We start from the raw sequence: 24294 nt of genomic DNA, 5'->3' as shown, positions 1-24294 counted from the left end.
GACTACCGGTCGTGCCCCGCCCACTGCGTCGCCCTCCGCGCGAACCTCCGCCAGGGGTTCGTCCGGCCGCCGTTCTCCAGAGAGATCTCCTTCGAGTGCCGCACGTCCTTCTCCCAGCACGCCTCCAACTTCGCGGCGATCTCCCGGTCCTCGAACACCAGTGAGCCTTCGCTCAACTTGTTGAGCGACAGCGAATCCAGGTTCGTGGAGCCCACGACGCACAGCCAGTCATCCACCAGCATCGTCTTCGAGTGCAGCATCGCCGGCTGGTACTCCCAGATGCGTACCCCCGCAGCCAACAGCCGCTCGTACGTGGACCGCTGCGACGCTCGCACCACCGGCACGTCGTGCATCGGCCCCGGGCCCATCACCCGCACGTCCACGCCCTGCCGGACCTTCACCTCCAGCTGCTCCAGGATGTCGTTGGGCGGCGTGAAGTACGCGTTGGCGATCCACAGCCGCTTCGTCGCCGCGGCCACCACCAACCGCACCATCCGCTCCGCCTCGGTGATGCCCAACCGACCGGCGCTGTCGATGAACGCCGCGCATCCGCCTCCGTCCTCCTTCAGCTCCGGGAAGCACTCGCGCGGCAGGAACCCTCCGCCCGACTCAATCCAGTGCTTGGAGAACGTCACCTGGATGCGCCGCACCTCCGGCCCCTCCACCCGGATGTGCGTGTCACGCCAGTTGTCCTCCTTCAGCCCGTCCCCCTCCCACACCTTCCAGATGCCGAAGCCGCCCGTGTACGCGATGCGCCCGTCCACCACGACGATCTTCTGGTGCGACCGGCTCAACAGCCGCCCCAGCACCTTGCCCGCCAGCAGCCGGTAGTAGTGCACCTCCACGCCCGCGTCCGTCAGACGCTTCTCGATCTGCTGATCAAAGTCCTTGTCCCCGGTCGTCTCTTCGCTGCCCACCGGATCCACCACCACGCGGCACTGCACGCCCGCGCGCGAGCGTTCAATCAGCGCCTCCACGAACCGGTCCGACAGCTCGCACGGCCGCCAGATGTAGACGAGCATGTGCACGCTGTGCTTCGCCGCGCGGATGTCCTCCAACATCCGGTCGAAGACCTGGCTGTTCTCCAACAGGTGCATCCGGTGCCCGGGCGACAGCCCCACGCCCGTGGACTGGTAGAGCGCGAACGAGAAGCCCTCGGGTCCCGGTGGCAACTCGAACGGGCCCTGCATCTCGTGCTTGCGCGTCTCGTCGCCGCCGTCGAACCCATGCGCCCCCGGCTGGGGCAGCAACTCGTCCATCAGCTCGCTCATGGTCCCGGCAACGTAGGGACGCCTGCCCTCCCCCGGGAGTCACCGCCCACCTCCCGCTCCGGCCGGTGAACAGGACCCCATTCCGTCATTGCCGGAGCCTTTCAGCGTGGCGACACTGCCCGGGTTCCGTTCCCTCGCCTGGAGAGTCCGCATGCTCGACGCCCCATCTCGCCCCTCCGCCCGGGAGCTGCTGTCCCTGTCCAGCCTCGCCCCGCTGGTCCCCATGCTGTACGTCGCCTGGACGGACGGCGAGCTGACGGGCGACGAACTCCGCGCCCTGGGCTCCGCCGCTCGCTCCCAGCCCTGGTTGGACCTCAAGTCCAGCTCCGTCCTGGCCCTCTGGGTGGATCCGCTGCGTCCGCCCCCGCCCCGCGAACTGGCCCTCGTGCGCGAACACATCCGCGCCACCGCGGAGAAGCTGGCCACCAGTCAGCAGCAGAACCTGGCGGAGCTGGGCGTGCAGCTGGCCCAGGCGCTCGCGGGTGAAGCGCCCCTGAACATCCCGCCCGCGGAGCTGGCCAAGGCCCTGGCCTCCATCGAGGCCACCCTGGGCGTGGACGGCAAGGAAGCGGTGCGCTCGCTGGTGCCCAAGGCGTCGCGCGTTCCGCACGCGGAGCCCCGTTCCCACACGTCGTCCTTCGACCCCACGGCGATGACGGCCGTGCTGGACCGCACCTACGCGAACGTGCGCCGGCAGGTGCGCGGTTGGCTGGAGGACGCGGACTTCCGCTACAAGGAAGGGCTCGGCACCACCGCCTACCGCGACCAGGTCTTCGACTGGCTCAAGCACCTGGCCAATGACGGCCTGGGCCAGCTCGCCTTCCCCAAGGGCCGCGAGGGCGGCGGCGACCTGGGCGCGTTCATCGCCGCGTTCGAGACGATGGCCTTCTTCGACCTGAGCCTCGTCATCAAGGCGGGTGTGCACTTCGGCCTGTTCGGCTCCAGCATCCTGTTCCTGGGCACGAAGCGGCACCACCAGCAGTACCTGCCCAGGGTCGCATCGCTGGAGCTGCCCGGCTGCTTCGCGATGAGCGAACTGGGCCACGGCTCCAACGTGCGCGACTGCGAGACGGTGGCCCGCTACGACGCGGCCACGAGCGAGTTCGTCATCCACACGCCGTCGGAGACCGCGCGCAAGGAGTGGATTGGCAACGCCGCCCGTCACGCGCGCATCGCCACCGTGTTCGCTCAACTGGAGGTGGACGGGGAACGACTGGGCGTGCACGCGCTGCTCGTCCCGCTGCGCGATGAGCACGGCAAGGTGCTGCCGAACATCCGCATCGAGGACTGCGGCGAGAAGATGGGCCTCAACGGCGTGGACAACGGCCGGCTGTGGTTCGACCACGTGCGTGTCCCGCGCGACAACCTGCTCGACCGCTACGGACAGGTGACGGAGGCCGGCGAGTACACCTCCTCCATCACCGGCGACTCCAAGCGCTTCTTCACCATGCTGGGCGCGCTGGTGGCGGGCCGCGTGAGCGTGGCGTGCGCGTCGTTGAGCGCGACCAAGAGCGCGCTGACCATCGCCGTGCGCTACGGCGACCTGCGCCGCCAGTTCGGCCCCCAGGGCGCTCCTGAAGTCCGCCTGCTGGACCACCAGGTGCACCAGCTGCGGCTGCTGCCGCTCGTCGCCAAGGCGTACGCGGTGGACTTCGCGCTGGAGTACCTGGTGGACCGCTACGTCCACCGCACGGAGGACGACGCGCGCGAAATCGAGGCGCTCGCCGCGGGCCTCAAGGCCTACGCGTCGTGGAACGCCACCGCCACCATCCAGGAGTGCCGCGAGGCGTGCGGTGGCCAGGGCTACCTCACCGCGAACCGGTTCGCGTCGCTCAAGGCGGACACGGACGTGTTCACGACCTTCGAGGGCGACAACACCGTGCTCATGCAGCTGGTCGCCAAGGGCCTGCTCACGGGCTACCGCCAGCGCTTCGAGGACGACCGCGTCTTCGCGGTGCTGCGCCTCATCGTGGACCAGGCCGCCACGGTGTTCACGGACAGAAACCCCATCGCCGGCCGGCGCACGGACACGGACCACCTGCGCGACAGTGACTTCCAGCTGCGCGCCCTGCGCTTCCGCGAGGAGGCCCTGCTCGCGTCGGTGTCCAAGCGCATCCGCAAGCGGCTCACCGCGGGCGTGGAGGCCTTCGAGGCCTTCAACCAGGTGCAGGCGCACCTGCTGGCCCTGGCGCACGCGAGCGTGGAGCGCATCGTGCTGGAGCAGTTCCTGCGCGGCGTGGCGGACGTGAAGGACGAAGCGCTCAAGCCGGTGCTGGGGCGCATGGCGGACCTCTTCGGCCTGTCCTGCCTGGAGTCCGCCAGCGGCTGGTTCCTGGAGCACGGCTGGCTCACGGCCCCCAAGGCCCAGGCCATCCGCAAGGAGCGCGTGAAGCTGTGCGAGGAGCTGCGGCCGGATGCCGTGGGGCTGGTGGACGCGTTCGGGATTCCCGACACCTGCCTGGCGGCGCCCATCGGCCTGGGGCGGCTGGCGCCCGGCGGTGAACGGTTCGACGACACGGCGGCTGACAGCGCCCGTGCGGGCCCGGCAGATTCCCGCGCGTCATGAGGACCTGTGCGTCGTGGGTGGTGTTGGGGCTCGTGGGGCTCACCGGTTGCGCGACGGTGTCCCCGGCGGAACGGGCCCGTCAGATGGGCGAATCCAACAAGGAACGCGCCCGCCTGTTCACCGAGGAGATCTACAACCAGAAGCGCCTGGAGCGCCTCCCGGAGTACATCGCGGCCGACTACGTGGACCGCTCCGAGGGCGCCCCCCAGGACCTCCGCGGCCCGGAGGTGGTGCGCACCCAGGCGGAAGCCGGGTTCACCCTCTTCCCGGACCTGAAGTTCGAGCTGCTCCACGTGATGGCGGAGGACGACTGGGTGATGGTGCGCTGGCGCGCGACGGGCACGGACACCCAGGGCCCGCCCACCGCGGACGGCAAGTCCCGCCCGCTCACGTTCCACGGGGACTCGCTGTACCGGCTGCGTGACGGCAGGCTGGTGGAGTCGTGGGACCTCACGGACCGGCTGGATCCGCTGCTCCAGCGCGGGTTCAAGGTCGTACCGCCCGAGTCCTGAAGCGTCCTGACCCGGGACGCGCCAAACGGCCACGGGTCGGGCTCGACGCCGCTGGAGTCAGGAAAAACCGGGGCGTAGCGGGATGTCTCCCCATTGACACTGGGACACCGGACCCATCAGGGTCCGGGGATGAGGATGAACGCGGGACCCATGCGGGCCGCGGACAAGGCCCGACAGAAGGCCTTCCGCACGGCCTTTCCCTCCCACGGCCAGCCGCCGTCCTGGGGCGGCAGGTTGTTGCGCCTGTTCGGATGGGGCCTGCTCCTGCTGGGTGCGTTCCTGCTGGTCGTCGTCATCGACGGCTGGCGTTCGTTCGGCGAGGTGCCGGAAGGAGCGCGGCTGGAGCGGATGAAGCGCTCGCCGCAGTGGCTGGACGGAAGCTTCGAGAACCCGCAGCCCATCCTGAACAACTGGGAGCGGACGCTGTCGGACCTGTTCCACTCGAGCCCGGATAGCTCGCCCCGGATGCCGGTGGTGGTGGACCGCATCGACCCGAAGCGCTTCGCCACGCCGCCCGAGGACGGACTGCGCGTCACCTGGCTGGGGCACTCGTCCACGCTGGTGGAGGTGGACGGGCACCGCGTGCTCACCGACCCCGTGTGGGGCGAGCGCACGTCACCGCTGGGGTGGATTGGCCCGAAGCGCTGGTTCCCCGCGCCCATCGCGCTGAACGAACTGCCGCCCATCGACGCGGTGGTCATCTCCCACGACCACTATGACCACCTGGACTTCGCCACCATCGAGGCGATGAAGGACTGGGACACCACGTTCGTGGTGCCGCTGGGCGTGGGCGCGCACCTGGAATACTGGGGCGTGCCGGCCAACCGCATCGTGGAGCTGGACTGGTGGGAGCGCACGAAGGTGAAGGGGCTGGACATCGTGTGCACGCCCGCGCGGCATGCATCGGGCCGGTTCCTCCAGCAGAACAAGACGCTGTGGGCGGGCTGGGCGCTGGTCGGCTCCAAGCACCGCGTCTACTACTCCGGCGACACGGGCCTGTTCCCCGCCATGGAGGAGATTGGCACGAAGCTGGGGCCGTTCGATTTGACGATGATTGAAACGGGCCAGTACGGCGCGGGCTGGCCGGACTGGCACCTGGGGCCGGAGCAGGCGGTGCTGGCCCACCGGCTGGTGCAGGGCCGGTTGATGCTGCCGGTGCACTGGGGGCTGGTGACGCTGGCGTACCACGGCTGGACGGAGCCGGTTGAGCGCTCGCTCGTGGCCGCGAAGCACGACGGCGTGGGCATCACCACGCCCCGGCCCGGGCAGGACTTCCTCGCACTGACGCCGCCGCCCGTGGAGCGCTGGTGGCCCGACCGTCCGTGGAAGACGGCGGAGGAATCGCCCATCGTGGCCAGCCAGATTCCGCCCAAGCTGCGAGAAGGACACCCGGCGCTGCCGTTGCTCCCGGTGCCCACAGCCGTGAGTCCGCAGGCCTCGAAGCAGGCGACCCCGAAGCCACCAGCAGCGCCGAGCGTGAATCCTCCCGCGCCGCCCGCGGCTCCGCAGGGCGCGAGTCCGACGGCAGCGACTCCGCCATCCGCTCCGCCGAGCGCGGATCCTCCGTCGCCGGCTCCGCAAGGCGCGGGGACGCAGCCCGCCGTCCCAGCGACGGTGGTCACTCCTGTCCCCAGTCCACAGGGCACGGGAGCCGCTGTCGCGATTCCGCATGAGTGACGCACGGCGGGCCGCGCTGCTCGGGGCCTTCAAGGCCACGGGCTACGTCGTGCGCCCGCATCCGCTCGTCGGAGACCGCAAGCACGTGCTGCGCGTGGATGCCTTGCATCCGGAGCTCGACGCCGCGCTCACCGCGCACCGCTTCACCACCTGGGCCTTCCTCACCGCGTGGAACCCTCACGCGCACGCGCGTCCGCTCCGCACCAACGCGCGCCTCCAGCAACGGCTGCTCGCGCTGCTCGAAGCCCGGGGCCACCCGAGCGTGTCCGCCGTGGGCGTGGCGGAGGACCGCCGCTGGTTCGAGGAGAGCCTCTTCGTCCCCGGCCTGTCCCGCGACGAGGCCCTGCGCTTCGGCCGCCTGTTCGACCAGGAGGCCGTGCTCTGGGGTGCCGTGGGCGGCGCCGCGGAGCTGGTGATGTGCCGGGTGCCCGCGCACTCCTGAGCCCGCGACAGGTGTCAGGCAGGTCACATCCGACGGGACGACACGCATTCGGGACCCGGCCCTCACCTCCACGCCACGAGACGATGCCAGGGTCCCCGCGCCTCGCCGGGTCCACCGCCTCCCTGTCCCAGGAGCCGTCTCGATATGCAGCCTTCTGTCCCTAGCGCGCGTGATGTCGCGCGTCCCAGCGTCTTCCTCCTCGCCGGCGCCTTCGTCACCGGCCTGCTGCTCGCCTTCCACGGCGGCTGCGGCAACAACGAGTGCACCAACGCCTTCGACTGCCAGGAGCAGAACCCCGCGCCGGCAGGCCAGGGCTGGACCTGCGTGGACCACGTCTGCCAGGCCGTCACCTTCCCGCCCCCGGCCAACAACACCGACGCGGGCACCGGCGACAACGACGCGGGCACCGGCACCGACGGCGGCACCACCGTCGCCGTGAAGATCATCGCCTTCAACGACTTCCACGGGCAGCTGGAGCCCGCGGCCGGCAGCGGCGGACAGATTCACCAGGCCCTGCTGCCGGATGGCGGCGTGGACACCACCACCCGAGTGAACGCCGGCGGCGCCGTGTACCTCGGCCGCTACATCGCGGACCTGCGCGCGAAGAACCCGAACTCCATCGTGGTGTCCGCGGGTGACCTCATCGGCGCCACGCCGCTGCTCTCCGCGCTCTTCCACGACGAGCCCACCATCGAGGCCATGAACGACATCGGCCTGGACATCAGCGCCGTGGGCAACCACGAGTTCGACGAGGGCGGCACGGAGCTCCTGCGCATGCAGTCCGGCGGCTGCCACCCGGTGGACGGCTGCCAGGACGGCACCGGCTTTACCGGCGCGAAGTTCAAGATCCTCGCGGCCAACGTCGCCACCGGCGCGAACAGCACCCTCCTCCCGCGCTACGACGTGCGCACCTTCGAAGGCGTGAAGATGGCCTTCATCGGCATGACCCTGGAGGGCACGCCGAACATCGTCACCCCCACGGGCATCCGCGGCCTGGAGTTCAAGGACGAGGTGGAGACCGTCAACGCGCTCGTCCCGGAGCTCAAGTCGCAGGGCGTGAACGCCATCGTCGTCATCGTGCACGAGGGCGGAACGCCCGGCGTCGACTCGCTCTACAACGAGTGCAAGGGCTTCACCGGCCCCATCGTGGAGATCGCGTCGAAGCTGGACCCTGCCGTGAGCATCATCGTCAGCGGCCACACGCACCAGGCCTACAACTGCACGCTGAGCGGCAAGCTCGTCACCAGCGCCGCGTCGGTGGGCCGGCTCGTCACGGACATCGACGTGACGCTGGACGCGGCCACGGGTCAGGTCGTGAAGGCCCAGGCGCAGAACGTCATCGTCACCCGCACCGTGACGCCCGACCCGGAGGTCGCGGAGCTCATCACCCGCTACAAGGGCCTCACCACGCCGCTGGAGAACCGCGTCATCGGCTACATCGACCAGACGCTCATTCGCGGCAACATCCAGCTGGACCCCACCGGCCAGTCCACCATGGGCTTCGTCATCGCGGACGCGCAGCTGGAGGCCACCAAGGGCGCGACCGTGGGCGGCGCCCAGATTGCCTTCATGAACCCGGGTGGCGTGCGCGCGGACCTGCTGCGCGACCCGGCCGACCCCAACGACAAGGGCGCCGTCACCTACGGCGAGGCCTTCACCGTGCAGCCCTTCGGCAACAGCCTGGTCACCCTGACGCTGACGGGCGCGCAGATTGAGCGCTTGATGGAGCAGCAGTTCCAGCTCGCCAGCCCCCGCATCCTCCATCCCTCCGCGGGCTTCACGTATGCGTTCAGCGCGTCCGCGCCCGCGGGCGCCAAGATCGACCCCGCCAGCATCCAGCTCAACGGCGTGGCCATCGACCCGGCCGCCAGCTACCGCGTCACCGTGAACAGCTTCCTCGCCCCCGGCGGCGACGGCTTCACCGTCCTCGCGGAGGGCACGAACCCGCTGGGCGGCGCGGTGGACTCGGACGCGCTGGAGGCCTACCTCACCGCGAAGAGCTCGGAGGCCACGCCACTCCCGGCCCCGGCGCTCGACCGCGTCACGCGGCTGCCGTAGCCCTCACTGGGGGCCCGAGCCGCCCGTCGCGGGGCTCGATTCGCTGGGCAGGGAGGTCCTGGGGAGGGGCAGCAAGGAGGGGTTGATGTCGATGAGCCTCGACCCCGTCACGCGCTGCGCCAGTTCGTCGAAGTCCAGCTCCAGGACCTTCCCGGAGCCCTCCTCCGGGAGCGCGAAGCGGACCCGCCAGTAGTTGGGGCGGATCCGCACCGCCTCGCCCGCTTCCGCCAGCACCATGCCGCTCTGCCGGGCGTACTCCGCGCCCGCGTCGACGACATTGCGCTCCCCCAACTCCTCCTGGACCGGCTGGGAGCTGGGGGGCACGGGAAGGCGGCCCGTGGGACCGGTGGCACAACCCACACCCGCCAGGAAGGCAGGCAGCAGAGCAGCGGCAAGGAGGCGGGGCAGCATGCCCAAACATTGGGCACCCCCCCGTCAAGCTGCACCGTGGGACGGCTTGCGAAGCCGTTACCCGTCGAATGCCTGCCCGGAGCAGCGGCACGGGGCCTGCTCCTCCGGTCCCGCAGGAATGGAAGCTACTTGGGCGCCGGCACGCCCGAGGCGCGCTCCACGACCTCGTCGATGAGGCCGTACTGCCGGGCCTCCTCGGCGCTCATGAAGTAGTCGCGCTCGGTGTCCTTCTCGATGCGCTCGATGGTGTGGCCCGTGTGCTTCACGAACAGGCCGTTGAGGTACGTGCGCAGGCGGAGGATCTCCTTCGCCTGGATGTCGATGTCCGTCGCCTGGCCCTGCGCGCCACCCAGCGGCTGGTGGATCATGATGCGGCTGTTGGGCAGGGCGTAGCGCTTGCCCTTGGAGCCCGCCAGCAGCAGCAGCGCGCCCGCGGAGGCCGCCTGGCCCACGCAGATGGTGGACACGGGGCACTTGACGTACTGCATCGTGTCATACATCGCGAGCGCCGCCGTGACGGAGCCACCGGGCGAGTTGATGTAGAGGTTGATGCCCTTGTCCGGGTCCTCGGACTCCAGGAACAGCAACTGGGCGACGATGAGGTTGGCCACATCGTCGTTGATGGGCGTGCCCAGGAGGATGATGCGGTCCTTGAGCAGACGGCTGTAGAGGTCGTACGCCCGCTCGCCGCGGTGCGTGGTCTCAATGACGAAGGGGACGTTCATGGCCCCCGTACCCTAATCGTCCCCCTTCCCGCGCGCTCCCCCCTTCTTGCGGGAGCGTGCGCTGTCCCACGCTTGGGCGGGTCGGAGGCGGGTCCCAACACATCCCCCGCCGACACACACCCACCGTCCGGACGGTCAGGAAGCCGCCCCCGCGCTGACGCGGGGAAAGCCTGGCGGTTCGCCGGAGAGTGGCTGTCGTACGCTCCGGCGGATTTGATAGGGATTGCCCCCGCCGTGCGGGACCGGACACTCCGGGCCCAGCGCAGAGGGGGACGCATGACGTCGAAGTCCGTGAAGATGCTGCTGGCAGGAGCACTGGCCCTGGGGATGGCCTGCGGTGGGAAGAGCACGCCGGAAGGTCCCAGGGACGCGTACCCCGTCTGGGATGGACAGACGGGCGACCGTCCTGGACAGAGGACGAGCGCGCCTCGCGACCTGATGGACCTGGGCACCACCCTCCTGTTCACCCAGGACGACGGCGTCCACGGCCGCGAACTCTGGACCACCGACGGCTCCGCGCAGGGGACCGCGATGATGCTGGACCTGCTGCCCGGGTTCCCGGGCTCCGAGCCGGACACCTTCACGCGGGCGGACAACGACAGCGTCTACTTCGTGGCCCGGACCACCTACGCCTCCGACACCGTGATTCCCCGAGGCGCGGACACCTTCGCGCTGTTCCGCACCCGGGGAACCGCGGAGAGCACCACCCTGTTGCTGGCGCTGCCCCGCCGCCCGGGCTTCCTCGTCACCGCGAGCGGCGGCGTCTACCTGTCTGCGCCGGACTTCACGGACTCCGGCGAGGACGCGGCGTCGCTCTGGTTCAGCGACGGCACGCCCGGGGGCAGCCGGAAGGTGGCGCTACCACCCGACACCCGCCTCTCCCTGAAGGATTCGAGCGCCGCGACGTTGGGCAACGCGGTGCTGGTCACCGCCCGGACCTCCGTTGGGGGCTGGCAGCTGGTGAGGGCGGACGGAACGATGGAGGGGACGCGGCGGCTGGCGCTCCTGCCCCCCTATGGGAACGTAGAGACTCCCCGGCGGCTCACGACGCTGGGCGGCCAGGTGATCTTCTGGGCGCAGGCCCTGGGAGGCCTTCAGAGGGTGGTCCTCTGGCACTCGGACGGAACGGAGGAGGGCACCGTCCCGTTCGCGGACATCGCCCCGGACCGCGACCAGGACAGCTTCTTCGTGCGGGACGGCATGGCGTTCTTCAGCGGAGAGGATCCGCTGACCGGCAGCGAGCCCTGGCGGACGGATGGCACGACGCAGGGCACCGCCCTCATCGCCGACATGATCCCCGGCACCGCGGGCTCCCACCCCACCGCGTTCACGCGTCAGGGCTTCTACGTCTACTTCACCGCGCGCACGGAGGCCGGGACGCGCCTGTTCCGCACCCTCGGGGCCGAGGAGAACACGACGCGCGTGAACGCCTGGGACGACGGCGCACAGCAGGCTCCGCAGCCCACCGGGGGACGGATGGTCGCCACCGACGACGCCCTGTTCTTCCTCGCCACCACGCAGGCGGACACGTCGCTCCGGCTGTGGCGCGTGGGAGCGACCACCGCCGGGGCGACGGCCGTGTCGGGGCCGCTCTCCGTGCCCATGAGCCTGGAGATACCGGCGCGAGGCGTCCTCTATCTCAGCAGCCTGGAGGACGGGCTCTGGACGCACAATGGCATGACAGGCCCCGCGACCCAGGTCGTGCCGCCATCTCCCCTGCCCGCGGATTCCTGGGAGGGAGCCACGGAAGCGGTGGACCTGGGAGGCACGCTGTACTTCACCCAGCGCGACCCCACCCGGATGGACACCTGGCGGCTGTGGAAGAGCGATGGCACGGCGGCGGGAACGGTCCAGGCGAAGCCCCCCGTCGCGGGTGAGTTCAACCACGTGCCGCTGTCACCGGAGATGCTCACCGTCGTGAACGGGCAGCTCCTGTTCGCCGCCATGTCCCCGGAGCTCCAGGTGCCCTACTCCCTCTGGAGCTACGACCCGGCGTCCGGGAACGCCACGCGGCTCGCGACCTCGCTGGGCCGCTGGGTCACGGCGACGGATCCGCTGCTGTTCACCTCCCACCCCGTCAAGGTGGGACGCCAGGCGTATTTCATGGTCTCTGGGAAGGACGGTGGCAGCCCGGACGAGCTGTGGAAGACAGACGGCACCGAGGCGGGCACCGTGCGGCTGAAGACCCACCTCGAGCCCTCCTTCGCGGCGAACTTCATGCCCGTGGGCTCACGGCTCTTCATCGCGGTGAACAAGAGCCCGACCCACGCGGAGCTGTGGACCAGCGACGGCACCGAAGCGGGCACCGTGCGGCTCACGGCCCCGGAGTTCACCCCGCTCATCTTCGGAGGTGCCGCCATGGGCAACCACCTCCTCTTCTGGACCGGTCAGGGCAGCGAGACGCTGGTGCTCTGGACGAGCGACGGCACGCCCGAGGGCACGGTGCCCGTGGGCGCCATGCCCGGCGCCCATCCGACATCGACGGATCCAGGCGTGGCCGTGGGGGACAGGTTCTACTTCCCCTGCCGCTCCAACCTGGGAGCGCCCCAGCTGTGCTGGTGGAGCGATGGACGGGACATCGGCCGGATGACGGACACGTTCGGGCCGGAAGGCACGCCGTTCCTGCCCAACCACCTGACGGTGCAGGACGACCACCTGCTCTTCTGGGCCGCGACCCCCACGAGCGGCTACGCGCTGTGGCGCGCGGGGCCAGGGGACGACGTCACCCTGTTGATGCAGGCGCAGGCGGGGCGCAGCGCGGTGGCGACGCCGGGCCCGCTCGTGCGGAGCAGGCCCGGAGGCCCCTTCCTCTTCGCCGCGTCGGACGGCGTCTCCGGCCTGGAGCTGTGGAAGACGGACGGCACGCCCGGGGGCACGGTGCGCGCCGCGGACATCGCGCCGGGGCTCCTGTCCTCCGCACCCAGCGGGCCCATGGTGCCCTCGGGTGACCGCGTGTACTTCCCGGCCTGGACACCCACCCAGGGCCGGGAGCTGTGGGCCCTGCCCATGCCGTGAGGCGAAGGCCTAGAGGTTCCCGGTCATCTTCTCCGGGCGGACCCACTGGTCGAACTGCTCGGCGGTGACGAGCCCCAGCTCCACCGCCACCTCCTTCAGCGTCTTGCCCTGCTTGTGGGCCGTCTTGGCGATCTTCGCCGCGTTGTCGTAGCCGATGTGCGGGTTGAGCGCGGTGACGAGCATCAGGCTGCGCTGGAGGTTCTCCTGGAGGCGCGGGAGGTTGGGCTCGATGCCCACCGCGCAGTTCAGGCGGAAGCTGCGCATGCCGTCCGCGAGCAGGCGGCAGCTCTGCAGGAAGTTCTGGATGATGAGCGGCTTGAAGACGTTGAGCTCGAAGTTGCCGGACGCGCCGCCCAGGGAGATGGCCACGTCGTTGCCCATCACCTGGGCGGACAGCATGGTGAGCGCCTCGCTCTGCGTGGGGTTCACCTTGCCCGGCATGATGGAGCTGCCCGGCTCGTTCTCCGGGATGTTGATCTCCCCAATGCCCGAGCGTGGCCCCGAAGACAGCCAGCGGATGTCATTGGCCACCTTGAACAGCACCGCCGCCAGGCCCTTGAGCGCGCCGTGTCCCTGCACCAGCGCGTCGTTGGCGGCCAGCGCCTCGAACTTGTTGGGCGCGGTGACGAAGGCGTGGCCGGTGAGCTTCGCGATTTCCGCCGCCACCCGCTCGGCGTAACCCGGGGGCGCGTTGAGGCCGGTGCCCACGGCGGTGCCGCCCAGCGCCAGCTCCAGCATGTGCGGCAGCGCGGACTCGATGTGGCCCTTCGCGCGGTCCAGCTGCGCCACGTAGCCGCTGAACTCCTGGCCCAGGGTGAGCGGGGTCGCGTCCTGCAGGTGCGTGCGGCCAATCTTCACGATGGACTGGAACGCCTGGGACTTCTGGGCGAGCACGTCGCGCAGGGCGACCAGCTCCGGCAGCACGTGCTTCACCACGGCCTCCACGGCGGCCACGCTCATCGCGGTGGGGAACACGTCGTTGGAGCTCTGGCCCTTGTTGACGTCGTCGTTGGGGTGGACCTTCCGGCCCTCACCGCGCTCGCCGCCCAAGAGCTCCGAGGCGCGGTTGGCCAGCACCTCATTGCAGTTCATGTTCGTCTGGGTGCCGCTGCCCGTCTGCCACACCAGCAGGGGGAACTCCTCGTCGTGCTGGCCGGCGAGCACTTCATCGGAGGCCTTCACGATGGACTGGGCCTTCTCCTTGGAGAGGGAGCCGTTCTCCTGGTTCACGAGCGCTGCGGCCTTCTTCACCAGCACCAGCGCGTGCACGAGCGCCGTCGGCATGCGCTCGGAAGAGATGGCGAAGTTCTGGCGGCTGCGCTGCGTCTGCGCGCCCCAGAGCCGGTCGGCAGGGACTTCGATGGGACCAAAGGTGTCCTTCTCGATGCGAACATTCTTCGTGCTCACGGTGCGGCCTCCGCGCAAAAGGAACGATGTCCCGCGCGATTAACACCGCCGAGCTGTCACGGCAGGGCAGAGTGACGACCCTGGCATGAGTGTCACTTCGTGAGCACCGCAGGCACCATCCGAGCCCTCTTCCTGGCCCAGGAGCGAGGCACGCCCATGCGCCGCGTCCCGGAGGCACGGGCCGTGGAGCAGCACGGCTTCGAGGGCGACCGCCACCAGCGCAGGGCGGTGGGCCACAAGCGCCAGCTCCTGCTCATGGACGAAGCGCAGCGCGCGGCGCTGGATGTGCCCGAAGGCGCGCTCAAGGAGAACGTGCTGGTGGAAGGACTGCCCCTGGACGCGCTGCCACCAGGACAGCGCCTGGCGCTGGGAGCCGAAGTCGTGGTGGAGCTGACCGAGCCCTGCGTGCCCTGCTGGAAGCTGGACGCCCTGCGCCCCGGGCTCTTGAAGGACAGCTGGGGCCGCAGGGGTCAGCTCGCTCGGGTGCTGAAGGCAGGCACCGTGCATGAAGGCGACACCGTGCGCTTGCTGGACGTGAACCCGGACGCCCCGCGCATCATCCGGCCCAAGCTGCCCTGAGCCGTCACCGGCTCCAGAGCCGGCCCAGATTCAAGGGCACCGCGTCGAAGGGAACGGCATTCACGGTTCCACTGCCCAGATGCACCCCGTGCAGGCGCCACTGCCCGTCCTGGAGGCGGTGGATCTCCAACCCCATCGCCAGCGGGTCGATGAACCACAGCCACTCCACGCCCGCGCGCGCATAGACGCGCATCTTCGGGCCCCGGTCCCATCGGTAGGTGGACGGTGACAACACCTCGCAAATCCAATCCGGCGCCAGGGAGAAGACAGGCGTATTGGGCAAGCGCGGCATCCGGTCGCGGCGCCAGCCCGCGAGGTCCGGCACCAGCGCATCCCCTGTTCCTGCGAAGCGCAACTCCGGTTCATCCAGGACGAGCCACCCGCCGGGCCCGCTGCTGCCCTCGTCGAACGGCCCATCCAACCAGCCGCCGAGCTTTGTCGCCGCCCGCGCGTGGGGAGACGCCGGCCTGGGACTGACAACCAACTCCCCCTCGATGATCTCCCCCACCTTCGTCGGCGGCACGTCCTCCAGGACGGAGTACGACACCGACTTCCCCTTCCCACTCCCGTTTCCATCACCCATGCGCGCAAGGATGCCCCCTACCCCTGACATCCTCAAGCCGACGGCCGACCATGCCCGGCGCACAGAGGCAGGAAGACAGGCCCGTGCAGCGCTGCCTGCCCTGAACCCGATGAAAACAAGCTTAATTTGAATTATACATTTCACATATACCCCGGGTGACGTCACGAGTGATTCCGTGACACACTTTTCTCAATCGTTCTCACGGCCCCTGGGGATGCCTGCATGTCCATTCATTGGCTGGGTTTGGCGCTGGCAGCCTGGGGGCAGCTGCCGCCGGACGGCGTCGCGCAGCTCCAGAAGGTGGATGGCGTGATGCCCCACCTGCGGCGTCTGGCGGAGGACCCGGAAGTGGTGCGCGCCCTCCGCGCCCAGAACGCACGCCGCACGCCGCTTGCCACCATCCAGCAGCTGGACTCGGAATGGATGGCGACCCCGGGCCTCACGCCCCACAAGCAGCGCGTGCTGGACGGCCCCTGCACGGGCGCGCTCCGCCGCCTGCGGGAGCGCCTGGGCCCGGCGATGGCGGAGGCCTTCGCCATGGATGATCAAGGCGCGCTCGTCTGCGCCAGCCGGCGCACGTCCGACTACTGGCAGGGCGACGAGAACAAGTGGCGCCTCACCTACGCCCAGGGCCGCGGCGGCCCCGCGCTGAAGGAAGCCCCCTTCTTCGACGAGTCCTCCCAGGCCTACGTCATCCAGGTGTCCCTCCCCGTCCGCGACGGCGCCCAGGTCATCGGCGCGCTCACCGTGGGCCTGTCCCTGCTCGACCTGTGACACCGACCGCTCCCAAACTGGATTCTCCTGCATGCGACTGCTGTCCGGATTGAAGTTGCGGGGCCGCCTCACGCTGTGGATCTGCCTGCTGCTCGTCGCGGCTCTCGTCCCCGCCGTCGGCGCTGGCGTCCACACCCTCCGGCGCAACCTGGAGCAGCAGGTGCGCGGCGTCCTCCAGGTGGAGGCGGACGGCCTGCAGGACCTCATCGAAGCCTCGCTGAACGAGCGCGAAGCGAACGCCCGCGCGTGGACCGAGGACGCCATCGTGCGCGGCGCGCTCCTCTTCGACACCTACGCCAAGAGCGACGCGGTGCTCGCCTCGCTGAACAGCCGGCACACCAGCTTCGCCGGACTGGTGCTGTTCACCCCCGACGGACGCGCCGTCTCCGTGAGCCGGCCGGAGCTGCTCCAGGCCTTCGCCGGCCGCGAACAGGAGGTGCGCGCCGCGCCCTGGTTCCAGACCGCGCTGGAGGACCGGCTGGACCCCGCCGTCCTCACGGGCGCCCTCACGAAGAAGGACCCCTTCCTCGACCGCACCGTGATGCCCCTGGCCATGCCCGTGCTCAGCCCCATCTCCGGAGCCAGGGTGGGCGTGCTGCTGGCCGCGTATGACTGGGGCCAGGTGGAGAAGGTGGTCGAGGGTGCGCTCCAGCGGGCCCAGGACCGGGGCCAGAAGAGCTTCACCCTGGAGGTCCTCGCCCCGGACGGCGCCAGCCTCTTCAGCGCCCGCGCGGAAGGCACGCCGAACCTCATCAACCCCGTGCGGGCCGAGGTCCACAACGGCACCACCCACCGCTTCGCCGCCGGCCAGGACTGGCGCTTCATGGCGGCGATGGAGTCGGACGAGGCCTTCCTGCCCCTGCGGCGCTTCCTGCAGCTCAGCCTGCTCGCGGGGAGCGCGCTCCTGGGGGTGGCCGTCCTGGCCGCCTGGGCCCTGGCGCGCGGGGTGACGCGGCCCATCGCCACGCTGAGCGCGCTGGTGTCCCGCGTGGTGCGCGAGGGCGACCTCACCCAGAAGGTGGAAGCCCACGGCCACCAGGACGAAGTGGGCGAGCTGGCCTCCGCCTTCTCCCGGATGATGGACCACCTGCGCGAGTCCACCACCAGCCTCCAGCAGGCCACCCGCGTCCTGGGGCAGACGGTGAGCGAGCTCACCGAAGCCACCGAGCAGCAGGAGCGCAACCTCACCCGGCAGGGCACCGCCATCCACGAGACGCAGGTCACCGCGAAGGAGATTCAACAGACCTCGCAGCTGGCCGCGGAGCGCTCGCAGGCCGTGCTCGCGCTGGTGGCGCGGGCGCGTGAAGCGGGAGGCGCTGGACAGACGGCGCTCGGCGCCAGCCTGGACGGCTTCGAACAGCTGCGCGACCACGGCGAGCGCCTGGCGGAAGGCATCTCCTCCCTCAACGAGCGCACGCGCCAGATTGGCGGCATCACCCAGACGGTGAAGGACCTGGCGGACCAGTCCAACATGCTCGCGCTCAACGCGGCCATCGAAGCAGTGCGCTCCGGCGAGCACGGCAAGGGCTTTGGCGTGGTGGCCAGGGAGATCCGCAGCCTCGCGGATCAGTCCATCCAGGCCACCGGCAAGGTGCGCGACATCCTGGACGCCATCCGAGGCGGCATCCGCGACACCGTGGCGCTCTCAGAAGAGGGCCAGCGCCGCTCCGAGGCGGGCCTGGCCCAGGTGCGCGAGAGCGGTCAGAGCCTGCGTGCGCTGACGGACATCATCCAGGACAACGCGTCCGCGGCCCAGCAGATCGCCGCCGCCGTCATCCAGCAGAACGCCGGCATCGCGCAGATTTTCGCCGCCGTCACGGACCTGTCCCGGATGATGGACGACACCCTCCAGGCCATGCACGGCACCCAGCGCATGACGCAAGCCCTGCGCGGCGTGGCCGAGCGCATGGAGTCCGTGGCCGGCGTCTGGCGCGTCTAGCAGCGAAACGCGCCAGGGAGACGGCAGCCACGTCAGACGCGCTTCTCCCAGCGGGGCGTGTCGTCGTCCACGGGCGTGTTCGCGACCTTGGACACCCAGTCCAGCGTCCCCTGCATCGGGGCCCGGCCGAACGCCTTCGCCGGGATGAACGCCCAGAGCAGCAGGTAGAGCGCCGCGCTCATCCCCGCGGACGCGAACAGCATCAGCACGAACGCCACCCGCACCAGCGAAACGTCCACGCCCAGCTCGCGCGCCAGCGACGCGCAGACGCCCAGGAGCGCCCGCCCCTGCCCCCGGTGCATGGGCACCGTGCGCGCACGGCAGTGCGGGCAGCGCTGCGCCTCGCCGGACAGCTCCTTCGAACAGGCCCTGCAGCGTGTCGTGACGTCCATGAGGTGACCTCCCAGTCAGGCCCCCGCTTGGCACGATGGGGGTCCCATACCTACCTACGGAACCCACCGCCCGTGATTGCACCCGCCCCTCCGATGTCGTGATTCCGGGGGGTTCTGGCCGGCTGCGTCAGTGGATTTACAGATTTAATCCGGGCGATGTTGACAGCCTTACAGGCAAGCAGCTTCTAATTCACCAAGGCTTCCCTTCCCTAGACGGCAGGGACATCTTTCAGCCCGTTGGACCGCTTTTACAACGCATCTCGTCAGGAGCCGACATGGACGCGCGCACCTCCCAGAATCCCCCGGCCTTCGGCCCCGGCGTGACCGTGGAGGGCCCCTGGCACCCGGATTACGCGGAGGTGCTGACGCAGGAGGCCATGGCCTTCGTGGCGAAGCTGGTCCGCACTTTCGGTGAACGGCGGGAAGCACTGCTGGAGCGGCGCAAGAAGGTGGCGCAGGACTGGCGCAAGGGCGAGCGCCCACACTTCCTCCCGGAGACGGCGGACATCCGCAAGGGCGACTGGACCGTGTCCCCGGTGCCCGCGGACCTGCAGGACCGGCGCGTGGAAATCACCGGTCCGGTGGACCGCAAGATGATCATCAACGCGCTCAACTCCGGCGCCAGCGTCTTCATGGCGGACTTCGAGGACGCCAACAGCCCCACCTGGGACAACGTGGTGCGCGGCCAGCTGAACCTGCGCGACGCCGTGCGCAAGTCCATCTCCTTCTCCGCGGAGAACGGGAAGCACTACGCGCTGAATGAGAAGCACGCCGTGCTGTTCGTGCGCCCGCGCGGCTGGCACCTGCCGGAGCGCCACGTGCGCATCGACGGCAAGCCCATCTCCGGCTCGCTCTTCGACTTCGGCCTGTTCTTCTTCCACAACGCGCGCGAGCAGCTGAAGCGCGGCACGGGCCCCTACTTCTACCTGCCCAAGATGCAGAGCCACCTGGAGGCCCGGCTGTGGAACGACGTGTTCCACCTGGCCCAGAGCGAGCTGGACATCCCGCGCGGCACCATCAAGGCCACGGTCCTCATCGAGACGCTGCCCGCCGCGTTCGAGATGGACGAAATCCTCTACGAGCTGCGCGAGCACTCGGCCGGCCTCAACTGCGGCCGCTGGGACTACATCTTCAGCTTCATCAAGACGCTCCAGTCCGACGCGTCCGTGGTGCTGCCCGACCGCGGGCAGGTGACCATGGACAAGGGCTTCCTCAACGCCTACTCGCAGCTGCTCATCCAGACCTGTCACCGCCGGGGCGCGCACGCCATGGGCGGCATGGCCGCCTTCATCCCCATCAAGGGAGACGCCGCCGCCAACGACGCGGTGATGGCCAAGGTCCGCGCGGACAAGCTGCGCGAGGCGAAGAACGGCCACGACGGCACCTGGGTCGCGCACCCCGGTCTCGTCCCGTTGGCCAAGGAGATCTTCGACGCGCAGATGCAGGGCCCCAACCAGGTGGCCAACAAGCGCGAGGACGTACGCATCACCGAAGCGGACCTGCTCAAGCTGCCCTCCGGCACGCGCACCGAAGAGGGCCTGCGCCACAACATCCGCGTGGGCATCCAGTACACCGCCGCGTGGCTGGGCGGCCTGGGCTGCGTGCCGCTCTACAACCTGATGGAGGACGCGGCCACGGCGGAAATCTCCCGCGCCCAGGTGTGGCAGTGGATCCACCACGAGGCCACGCTCGAGGACGGCCGCCAGGTGACGCCGGAGCTGTTCCGCACGCTGCTCGCGGAGGAGATGGCGCGCATGGACCGCGAGGGCGCCACCGAGCGCTACGGCCAGGCGCACATGGAGAAGTCCCGCGCCCTCTTCGAGCAGCTGTCCACCGCACCCGCCTTCGAGGACTTCCTCACGCTGCCGGCCTACGAGGCCCTCGACCCGCGGTCCTGACGCTTTTCCAAACGCAGCACCGAAGCTTTTTCAACCCTTCACTGTAGCCCGAGGAGTCCTGGCATGTACGACGCGACGCAGACCACTTCCGATGCCTCCCCTCACGCGAAGCTCCACGCGCAGCGCTTCGAGGGAATCAAGCGCACCTACACGGACAAGGACGTGGAGAAGCTGCGCGGCTCCATCCGCGTGAGCCACACGCTGGCGGAGATGGGCGCCCGCCGCCTCTGGGAGCTGCTCCACACGGACGAGTACATCAACGCGCTCGGCGCCCTCACCGGCAACCAGGCGGTGCAGATGGTGCGCGCGGGCCTCAAGGCCATCTACCTGTCCGGCTGGCAGGTCGCCGCGGACGCGAACTCCGCGGGCCAGATGTACCCGGACCAGAGCCTCTACCCGGTGGACTCCGTCCCCTCCGTGGTGAAGAAGATCAACAACGCCCTGCGCCGCGCGGACCAGATCGACCACGCGGAAGGCCGCAAGGACCGCAACTGGTTCGCGCCCATCATCGCGGACGCGGAGGCCGGCTTCGGCGGTCCGCTCAACGCCTATGAGTTGATGAAGGGCATGATCGAAGCGGGCGCCGCGGGCGTGCACTTCGAGGACCAGCTGGCCAGCGAGAAGAAGTGCGGCCACATGGGCGGCAAGGTGCTGGTGCCCACCAGCCACTTCGTGCGCACGCTGACCGCGGCGCGCCTGGCGGCGGACGTGATGGGCGTGTCCACGCTGCTCGTCGCCCGCACGGACGCGGACAGCGCCAAGCTGCTGATGAGCGACGCGGACGAGTACGACCACGCCTTCATCGACAAGGCGGCGGGCCGCACGGCCGAGGGCTTCTACCGCATCAAGGGCGGCCTGGAGTGCGCCATCGCGCGCGGCCTGGCCTACGCGCCGTACGCGGACCTGGTGTGGTGCGAGACCAGCACCCCGGACCTGGCGCAGGCCAAGGCCTTCGCCGAGGGCATCCACAAGAAGTTCCCCAACAAGATGCTCGCGTACAACTGCTCGCCGTCCTTCAACTGGAAGAAGAACCTGGACGACAGCACCATCGCGAAGTTCCAGCGGGAGCTGGGCGCCATGGGCTACAAGTTCCAGTTCGTCACCCTGGCGGGCTTCCACGCGCTGAACTTCTCCATGTACGAGCTGGCCCGTCAGTACAAGGACCGCGGCATGGCGGCCTACAGCGAGATGCAGCAGTCGGAGTTCGGCGCGGAGAAGAACGGCTACACCGCCACGCGCCACCAGCGCGAAGTGGGCACCGGCTACTTCGACCAGGTCGCCGAGGTGATTTCCGGCGGCAGCGCCAGCACCCTGGCCCTGCACGAGTCCACCGAGGCCCACCAGTTCTAGGCCTGGCGGATCAGGCTCGGACGCCCTGAAAAGGCACTGAAGGCCGTGGCGTCCCAGGGAAAATTCCCTGGGATTCCGCGGCCTTCGCCGTTCGCGAGGCGAAAGAGGCAACTTCCCCGGGGCTGGGGCGATAATGCAGAGAACGAACTTGAAGCCCCACAGGCACGCCTTCGGGTGCGCCGCGCAGATCGGGGCCTTTTGACGGGAGCCGCCATGAACCGCATCACGTCTCTCTCCGGTCCTCGGGTGCAGCCGACCGCGACGAACACCGCCTCCTCCGTGTCGGGCAGCCGCTTCGGCTCGCTGATGTCGGGCGCCGCCGCGCAGCCGAAGGTGGGCGCGCAGGTGACGGGCGGGTCGGTGGTGTCGACGGCGCTGGCGCAGATGGGCGCGGTGCCGCACGGGTCGCTGCTGGGCACCTACACCGCGGGCGCCACCTCCACGCCGGTCAACGTCACGGGCCAGCAGCAGCAGCAGGCCGCGGCCTCGCAGACGGGCACGGGCACGGGCACGGAGGCCAAGAGCGAGGAGATGCAGGCGATTGAAGACCTGGCCACCATGTCCGCGGTGTCCATGTCCCAGTCCATCCTGCACATGGGCGGCATGAAGCTGACCCTGGACCGCGAGTAGTCCCCGCGCCCCAAGGCCGTCCTTCACAGCATCTGCTTCACATGAGCCCTGGGGGAGACCTCAGGGCTTTTTCTTGTCGCTGTCGTCGCTGTACTGGTCGCGGATGCCGTCGTGCCGGTTCTTCGTGTCGTTCCAGGGCTGATCCACGTCGGAGCGCTGCCCGCCGTTCTGCCCGGTGACGTCGTTGAGCTCCTCGGCGCGGCCTTCGGCGGGCACCCGGTCGCCGTGCTCCTCCGGGTCCTTCTGCTTGCTGGGGTCCAGCGGGATGCCGGCGCTCTTCTTGAGGTATTCGTCCTTGGGGTCCATGCCGTCATTCCTCCCTTGAGTCCTCAAGGTGGTGACGGAAGCGCCGTACCGGGAGCGGCCGGGCGGACAGGCCTCCCCTTCCTCAGTTGAGGTACTTCGGCTTCGCGGGCGCGGCGGGCGACTGGGCCTTCATCATCTCCAGCCCCTGGCGGGTGAGGATGAAGCGGACGACGCCGGAGCCGCGCTCGGTCTCGATTTCAGCCTCGAAGGCGGGCCCGGCGATGCCGCCCAGGGACACGTCCTTGCGCAGGTTGTTCACGCGGCCGGAGATGAGATCGCCGGCCACCTCTCGCGAGCCCTCGCCGCGCGTGTACAGCTCGAAGGCGGCCTCGTGCAGCGTCATGGCCAGCGCCGGGGTGAGGGGCTGGGAGCTGAAGAGCACGGAGATGAGGAGCCAATAGGGCGTCTGTTCAGCCATCGCGGAGGGCAGTGTAACGGCTGTGGCTAGCGGGCGCGCGGCTGTCTGCGAGCGGCGATGCCTTCCGCGAGCACGCCCTGCGCCCGCCAGTGGCCATACAGGCGGCCCTGGGACGCGAGGAAGTCCAGCCGCTGCCGGGTGCGCTCGTCCATGCGGCCGGGGGCCGCGTCGCGGTACGGCGTGCCGGGCAGCGGCATGAAGGTGTGGCCGTGCACGCGGGCGCCCAGGTCGGACAGCCGCTGCATGAGGTCCAGCGTGGCGTCCACGTCCGCGGGCTCCTCGCCGGGCAGGCCCAGGATGAAGTCCACGTTGGGTACGAAGCCGCCCTCCACCGCGAGCCGCGCGGCGCGCACCACGGTCTCCACGTCGTGGCCGCGCCGGGTGGCCTGGAGGATGCGCTCGGAGCCGGACTGACCGCCGATGATAAGGTTGTCGTTGGCCACATAGCGCTTGAGCAGGGCCAGCGCCTCCGGCGTGACGTGCTCCGGGCGCACCTCCGAGGGGAAGGTGCCGTAGTAGATGCGCCCGTCCGGGGCCATGGCCTCCGTCACGGCGGCGAGCAGCTCCTCCACGGCGGCCAGGTTCACGGTCTCGTTGGGGGTGCCGTAGGACAGGGATGTGGGGGTGATGAAGCGCAGGTCGCGCCGTCCCGCGCGGCGCAGCTCGCGGGCCCAGTGGGCGATGTTGGCCACGGTGCGGTGCCGGAAGCGCGCCTTGGACATGAAGGGCGTCTGGCAGAAGCGGCAGGCGTAGATGCAGCCGCGGGTGATCTCGATGGCGCCGAACTTCACGTTCTTCACGGCGAACGGAGGGAAGTCGTCCAGGCGCACGCCCTCACCGTGGCCGTGCTGCACGAGCTTGCCGTCCTTGAGGTGCGCGGTGCCGTGCGTGGTGCGCGGGTCCTCGCCCTTGAGGATGCGGGCCAGGAGGGCGCGCAGGGTGTGTTCGCCCTCACCCACGGCGATGAGGTCGAAGCCGGCCTGGAGCGTCTGGAGCGTTTCGGCGGTGGCGTGCACCCCGCCCGCGATGCAGAGGACGTCGCGGCCCTCCAGCCGTTCACGCACCCAGTTCAGCTCCTCCACGGAGGGGCCGAAGCTGGCGGAGTAGAAGGACCAGGCGGCGACGACGGTGTCACCCGCGTCCACGCGTTCGCGCACGGTGGTCAGCAGGTCCTCGCGGTTGCGAGGGAAGTGCATCGACACGTCCGCGAGCGAGGGGTCCGCCTCCACGGCGCCAGCGAGCACGGTGAAGGCGTACTTGCCGGGGTACTGGTAGCTCAGGACGAGCGAGACCTTGCGAGGCGTCTGCGACATGGCGACCGCGGATGATGCCACAGCGCGG

21 protein-coding genes are annotated in these 24294 nt (G+C 69.8%); 12 read left to right on the top strand and 9 right to left on the bottom strand.

All coding sequences use genetic code 11. The annotated features are described in order from the left end of the window. Positions 1-2 precede the first annotated feature (2 nt). Positions 3-1271: a phosphatidylserine/phosphatidylglycerophosphate/cardiolipin synthase family protein gene (locus D7Y04_RS33825; RefSeq protein ID WP_121761975.1), complete on the bottom strand. Its 1269-nt coding sequence runs from the start codon at positions 1269-1271 to the stop codon at positions 3-5. A gap of 151 nt (positions 1272-1422) precedes the next feature. Between D7Y04_RS33825 and D7Y04_RS33820 the strand changes: the two genes are divergently transcribed. From D7Y04_RS33820 to D7Y04_RS33800, 5 genes are all read left to right on the top strand, one after another. After that, the gene (locus D7Y04_RS33820) at positions 1423-3837 is read left to right on the top strand and encodes an acyl-CoA dehydrogenase (protein WP_121761974.1); all 2415 of its coding nucleotides are present in this window, start codon (positions 1423-1425) and stop codon (positions 3835-3837) included. Next, positions 3834-4349 (top strand): ester cyclase, encoded by a 516-nt coding sequence (locus D7Y04_RS33815; RefSeq protein ID WP_121761973.1) that lies wholly within the window; start codon positions 3834-3836, stop codon positions 4347-4349. Before D7Y04_RS33820 ends, D7Y04_RS33815 begins: the two co-directional genes overlap by 4 nt. A gap of 135 nt (positions 4350-4484) precedes the next feature. Beyond that, a complete protein-coding gene (locus tag D7Y04_RS33810) occupies positions 4485-6026 on the top strand; it encodes an MBL fold metallo-hydrolase (protein WP_301540810.1) in 1542 nt (513 codons plus the stop codon). Beyond that, positions 6019-6468, top strand: coding sequence for a DUF3293 domain-containing protein (locus D7Y04_RS33805; RefSeq protein WP_121761972.1), 450 nt, complete (start codon positions 6019-6021; stop codon positions 6466-6468). Before D7Y04_RS33810 ends, D7Y04_RS33805 begins: the two co-directional genes overlap by 8 nt. A 144-nt stretch (positions 6469-6612) precedes the next feature. Next, positions 6613-8526 carry a bifunctional UDP-sugar hydrolase/5'-nucleotidase gene (locus D7Y04_RS33800; RefSeq protein WP_121761971.1) on the top strand — a complete coding sequence of 638 codons (1914 nt, stop codon included), beginning with the start codon at positions 6613-6615 and terminating at the stop codon, positions 8524-8526. Positions 8527-8529: 3 nt separating this feature from the next. Here D7Y04_RS33800 and D7Y04_RS33795 read toward each other — a convergent pair whose 3' ends face one another. Both D7Y04_RS33795 and clpP read right to left on the bottom strand, forming a co-directional pair. Then, complete coding sequence (locus D7Y04_RS33795; RefSeq protein ID WP_233601701.1) at positions 8530-8850, bottom strand: hypothetical protein; 321 nt, start codon at positions 8848-8850, stop codon at positions 8530-8532. A gap of 212 nt (positions 8851-9062) precedes the next feature. Beyond that, the gene (gene clpP, locus D7Y04_RS33790) at positions 9063-9662 is read right to left on the bottom strand and encodes an ATP-dependent Clp endopeptidase proteolytic subunit ClpP (RefSeq protein ID WP_014399808.1); all 600 of its coding nucleotides are present in this window, start codon (positions 9660-9662) and stop codon (positions 9063-9065) included. Positions 9663-9938: 276 nt separating this feature from the next. Here clpP and D7Y04_RS33785 point away from each other — a divergent pair, with 276 nt between their 5' ends. Next, positions 9939-12677 (top strand): hypothetical protein, encoded by a 2739-nt coding sequence (locus D7Y04_RS33785; RefSeq protein WP_121761969.1) that lies wholly within the window; start codon positions 9939-9941, stop codon positions 12675-12677. A gap of 9 nt (positions 12678-12686) precedes the next feature. On the opposite strand, the gene fumC is transcribed toward D7Y04_RS33785, so the two are convergent. Beyond that, positions 12687-14084, bottom strand: coding sequence for a class II fumarate hydratase (gene fumC, locus D7Y04_RS33780; protein ID WP_121762060.1), 1398 nt, complete (start codon positions 14082-14084; stop codon positions 12687-12689). Between the two features lie 99 nt (positions 14085-14183). On the opposite strand from fumC, the gene D7Y04_RS33775 reads away from it, so the two are divergent. Further along, positions 14184-14663 carry an MOSC domain-containing protein gene (locus D7Y04_RS33775; protein ID WP_233601700.1) on the top strand — a complete coding sequence of 160 codons (480 nt, stop codon included), beginning with the start codon at positions 14184-14186 and terminating at the stop codon, positions 14661-14663. A gap of 4 nt (positions 14664-14667) precedes the next feature. Here D7Y04_RS33775 and D7Y04_RS33770 read toward each other — a convergent pair whose 3' ends face one another. Next, complete coding sequence (locus D7Y04_RS33770; protein ID WP_233601699.1) at positions 14668-15210, bottom strand: Uma2 family endonuclease; 543 nt, start codon at positions 15208-15210, stop codon at positions 14668-14670. A 258-nt stretch (positions 15211-15468) separates the two neighbouring features. On the opposite strand from D7Y04_RS33770, the gene D7Y04_RS33765 reads away from it, so the two are divergent. Together D7Y04_RS33765 and D7Y04_RS33760 are read left to right on the top strand one after the other, a co-directional pair. Continuing rightward, positions 15469-16020: a PDC sensor domain-containing protein gene (locus tag D7Y04_RS33765; RefSeq protein ID WP_121761967.1), complete on the top strand. Its 552-nt coding sequence runs from the start codon at positions 15469-15471 to the stop codon at positions 16018-16020. A gap of 31 nt (positions 16021-16051) precedes the next feature. Further along, the gene (locus tag D7Y04_RS33760) at positions 16052-17959 is read left to right on the top strand and encodes a methyl-accepting chemotaxis protein (RefSeq protein WP_121761966.1); all 1908 of its coding nucleotides are present in this window, start codon (positions 16052-16054) and stop codon (positions 17957-17959) included. 32 nt (positions 17960-17991) lie between these two features. On the opposite strand, the gene D7Y04_RS33755 is transcribed toward D7Y04_RS33760, so the two are convergent. After that, the gene (locus D7Y04_RS33755; protein ID WP_120593617.1) at positions 17992-18351 is read right to left on the bottom strand and encodes a PspC domain-containing protein; all 360 of its coding nucleotides are present in this window, start codon (positions 18349-18351) and stop codon (positions 17992-17994) included. 275 nt (positions 18352-18626) lie between these two features. Here D7Y04_RS33755 and aceB point away from each other — a divergent pair, with 275 nt between their 5' ends. The 3 genes from aceB to D7Y04_RS33740 all read left to right on the top strand — a co-directional run bounded on the left by aceB (position 18627) and on the right by D7Y04_RS33740 (position 22229). Continuing rightward, positions 18627-20249 (top strand): malate synthase A, encoded by a 1623-nt coding sequence (gene aceB, locus D7Y04_RS33750; protein WP_121761965.1) that lies wholly within the window; start codon positions 18627-18629, stop codon positions 20247-20249. Between the two features lie 63 nt (positions 20250-20312). Beyond that, positions 20313-21599, top strand: coding sequence for an isocitrate lyase (gene aceA, locus D7Y04_RS33745; protein ID WP_120575296.1), 1287 nt, complete (start codon positions 20313-20315; stop codon positions 21597-21599). Positions 21600-21812: 213 nt separating this feature from the next. Then, complete coding sequence (locus tag D7Y04_RS33740; protein WP_121761964.1) at positions 21813-22229, top strand: hypothetical protein; 417 nt, start codon at positions 21813-21815, stop codon at positions 22227-22229. 60 nt (positions 22230-22289) lie between these two features. On the opposite strand, the gene D7Y04_RS33735 is transcribed toward D7Y04_RS33740, so the two are convergent. From D7Y04_RS33735 to D7Y04_RS33725, 3 genes are all read right to left on the bottom strand, one after another. Further along, positions 22290-22535 (bottom strand): hypothetical protein, encoded by a 246-nt coding sequence (locus D7Y04_RS33735; RefSeq protein ID WP_120575298.1) that lies wholly within the window; start codon positions 22533-22535, stop codon positions 22290-22292. A gap of 82 nt (positions 22536-22617) precedes the next feature. Next, the gene (locus D7Y04_RS33730; protein ID WP_121761963.1) at positions 22618-22953 is read right to left on the bottom strand and encodes a hypothetical protein; all 336 of its coding nucleotides are present in this window, start codon (positions 22951-22953) and stop codon (positions 22618-22620) included. Between the two features lie 26 nt (positions 22954-22979). Continuing rightward, positions 22980-24266 (bottom strand): TIGR04013 family B12-binding domain/radical SAM domain-containing protein, encoded by a 1287-nt coding sequence (locus tag D7Y04_RS33725; protein ID WP_121761962.1) that lies wholly within the window; start codon positions 24264-24266, stop codon positions 22980-22982. Positions 24267-24294: the final 28 nt, after the last annotated feature.

Origin of the sequence: Corallococcus sp. AB038B, from assembly GCF_003668955.1 — a bacterium.
GTDB classification, from domain to species: domain Bacteria; phylum Myxococcota; class Myxococcia; order Myxococcales; family Myxococcaceae; genus Corallococcus; species Corallococcus exiguus.
This window is presented reverse-complemented; position numbering and strand designations above follow the sequence as displayed.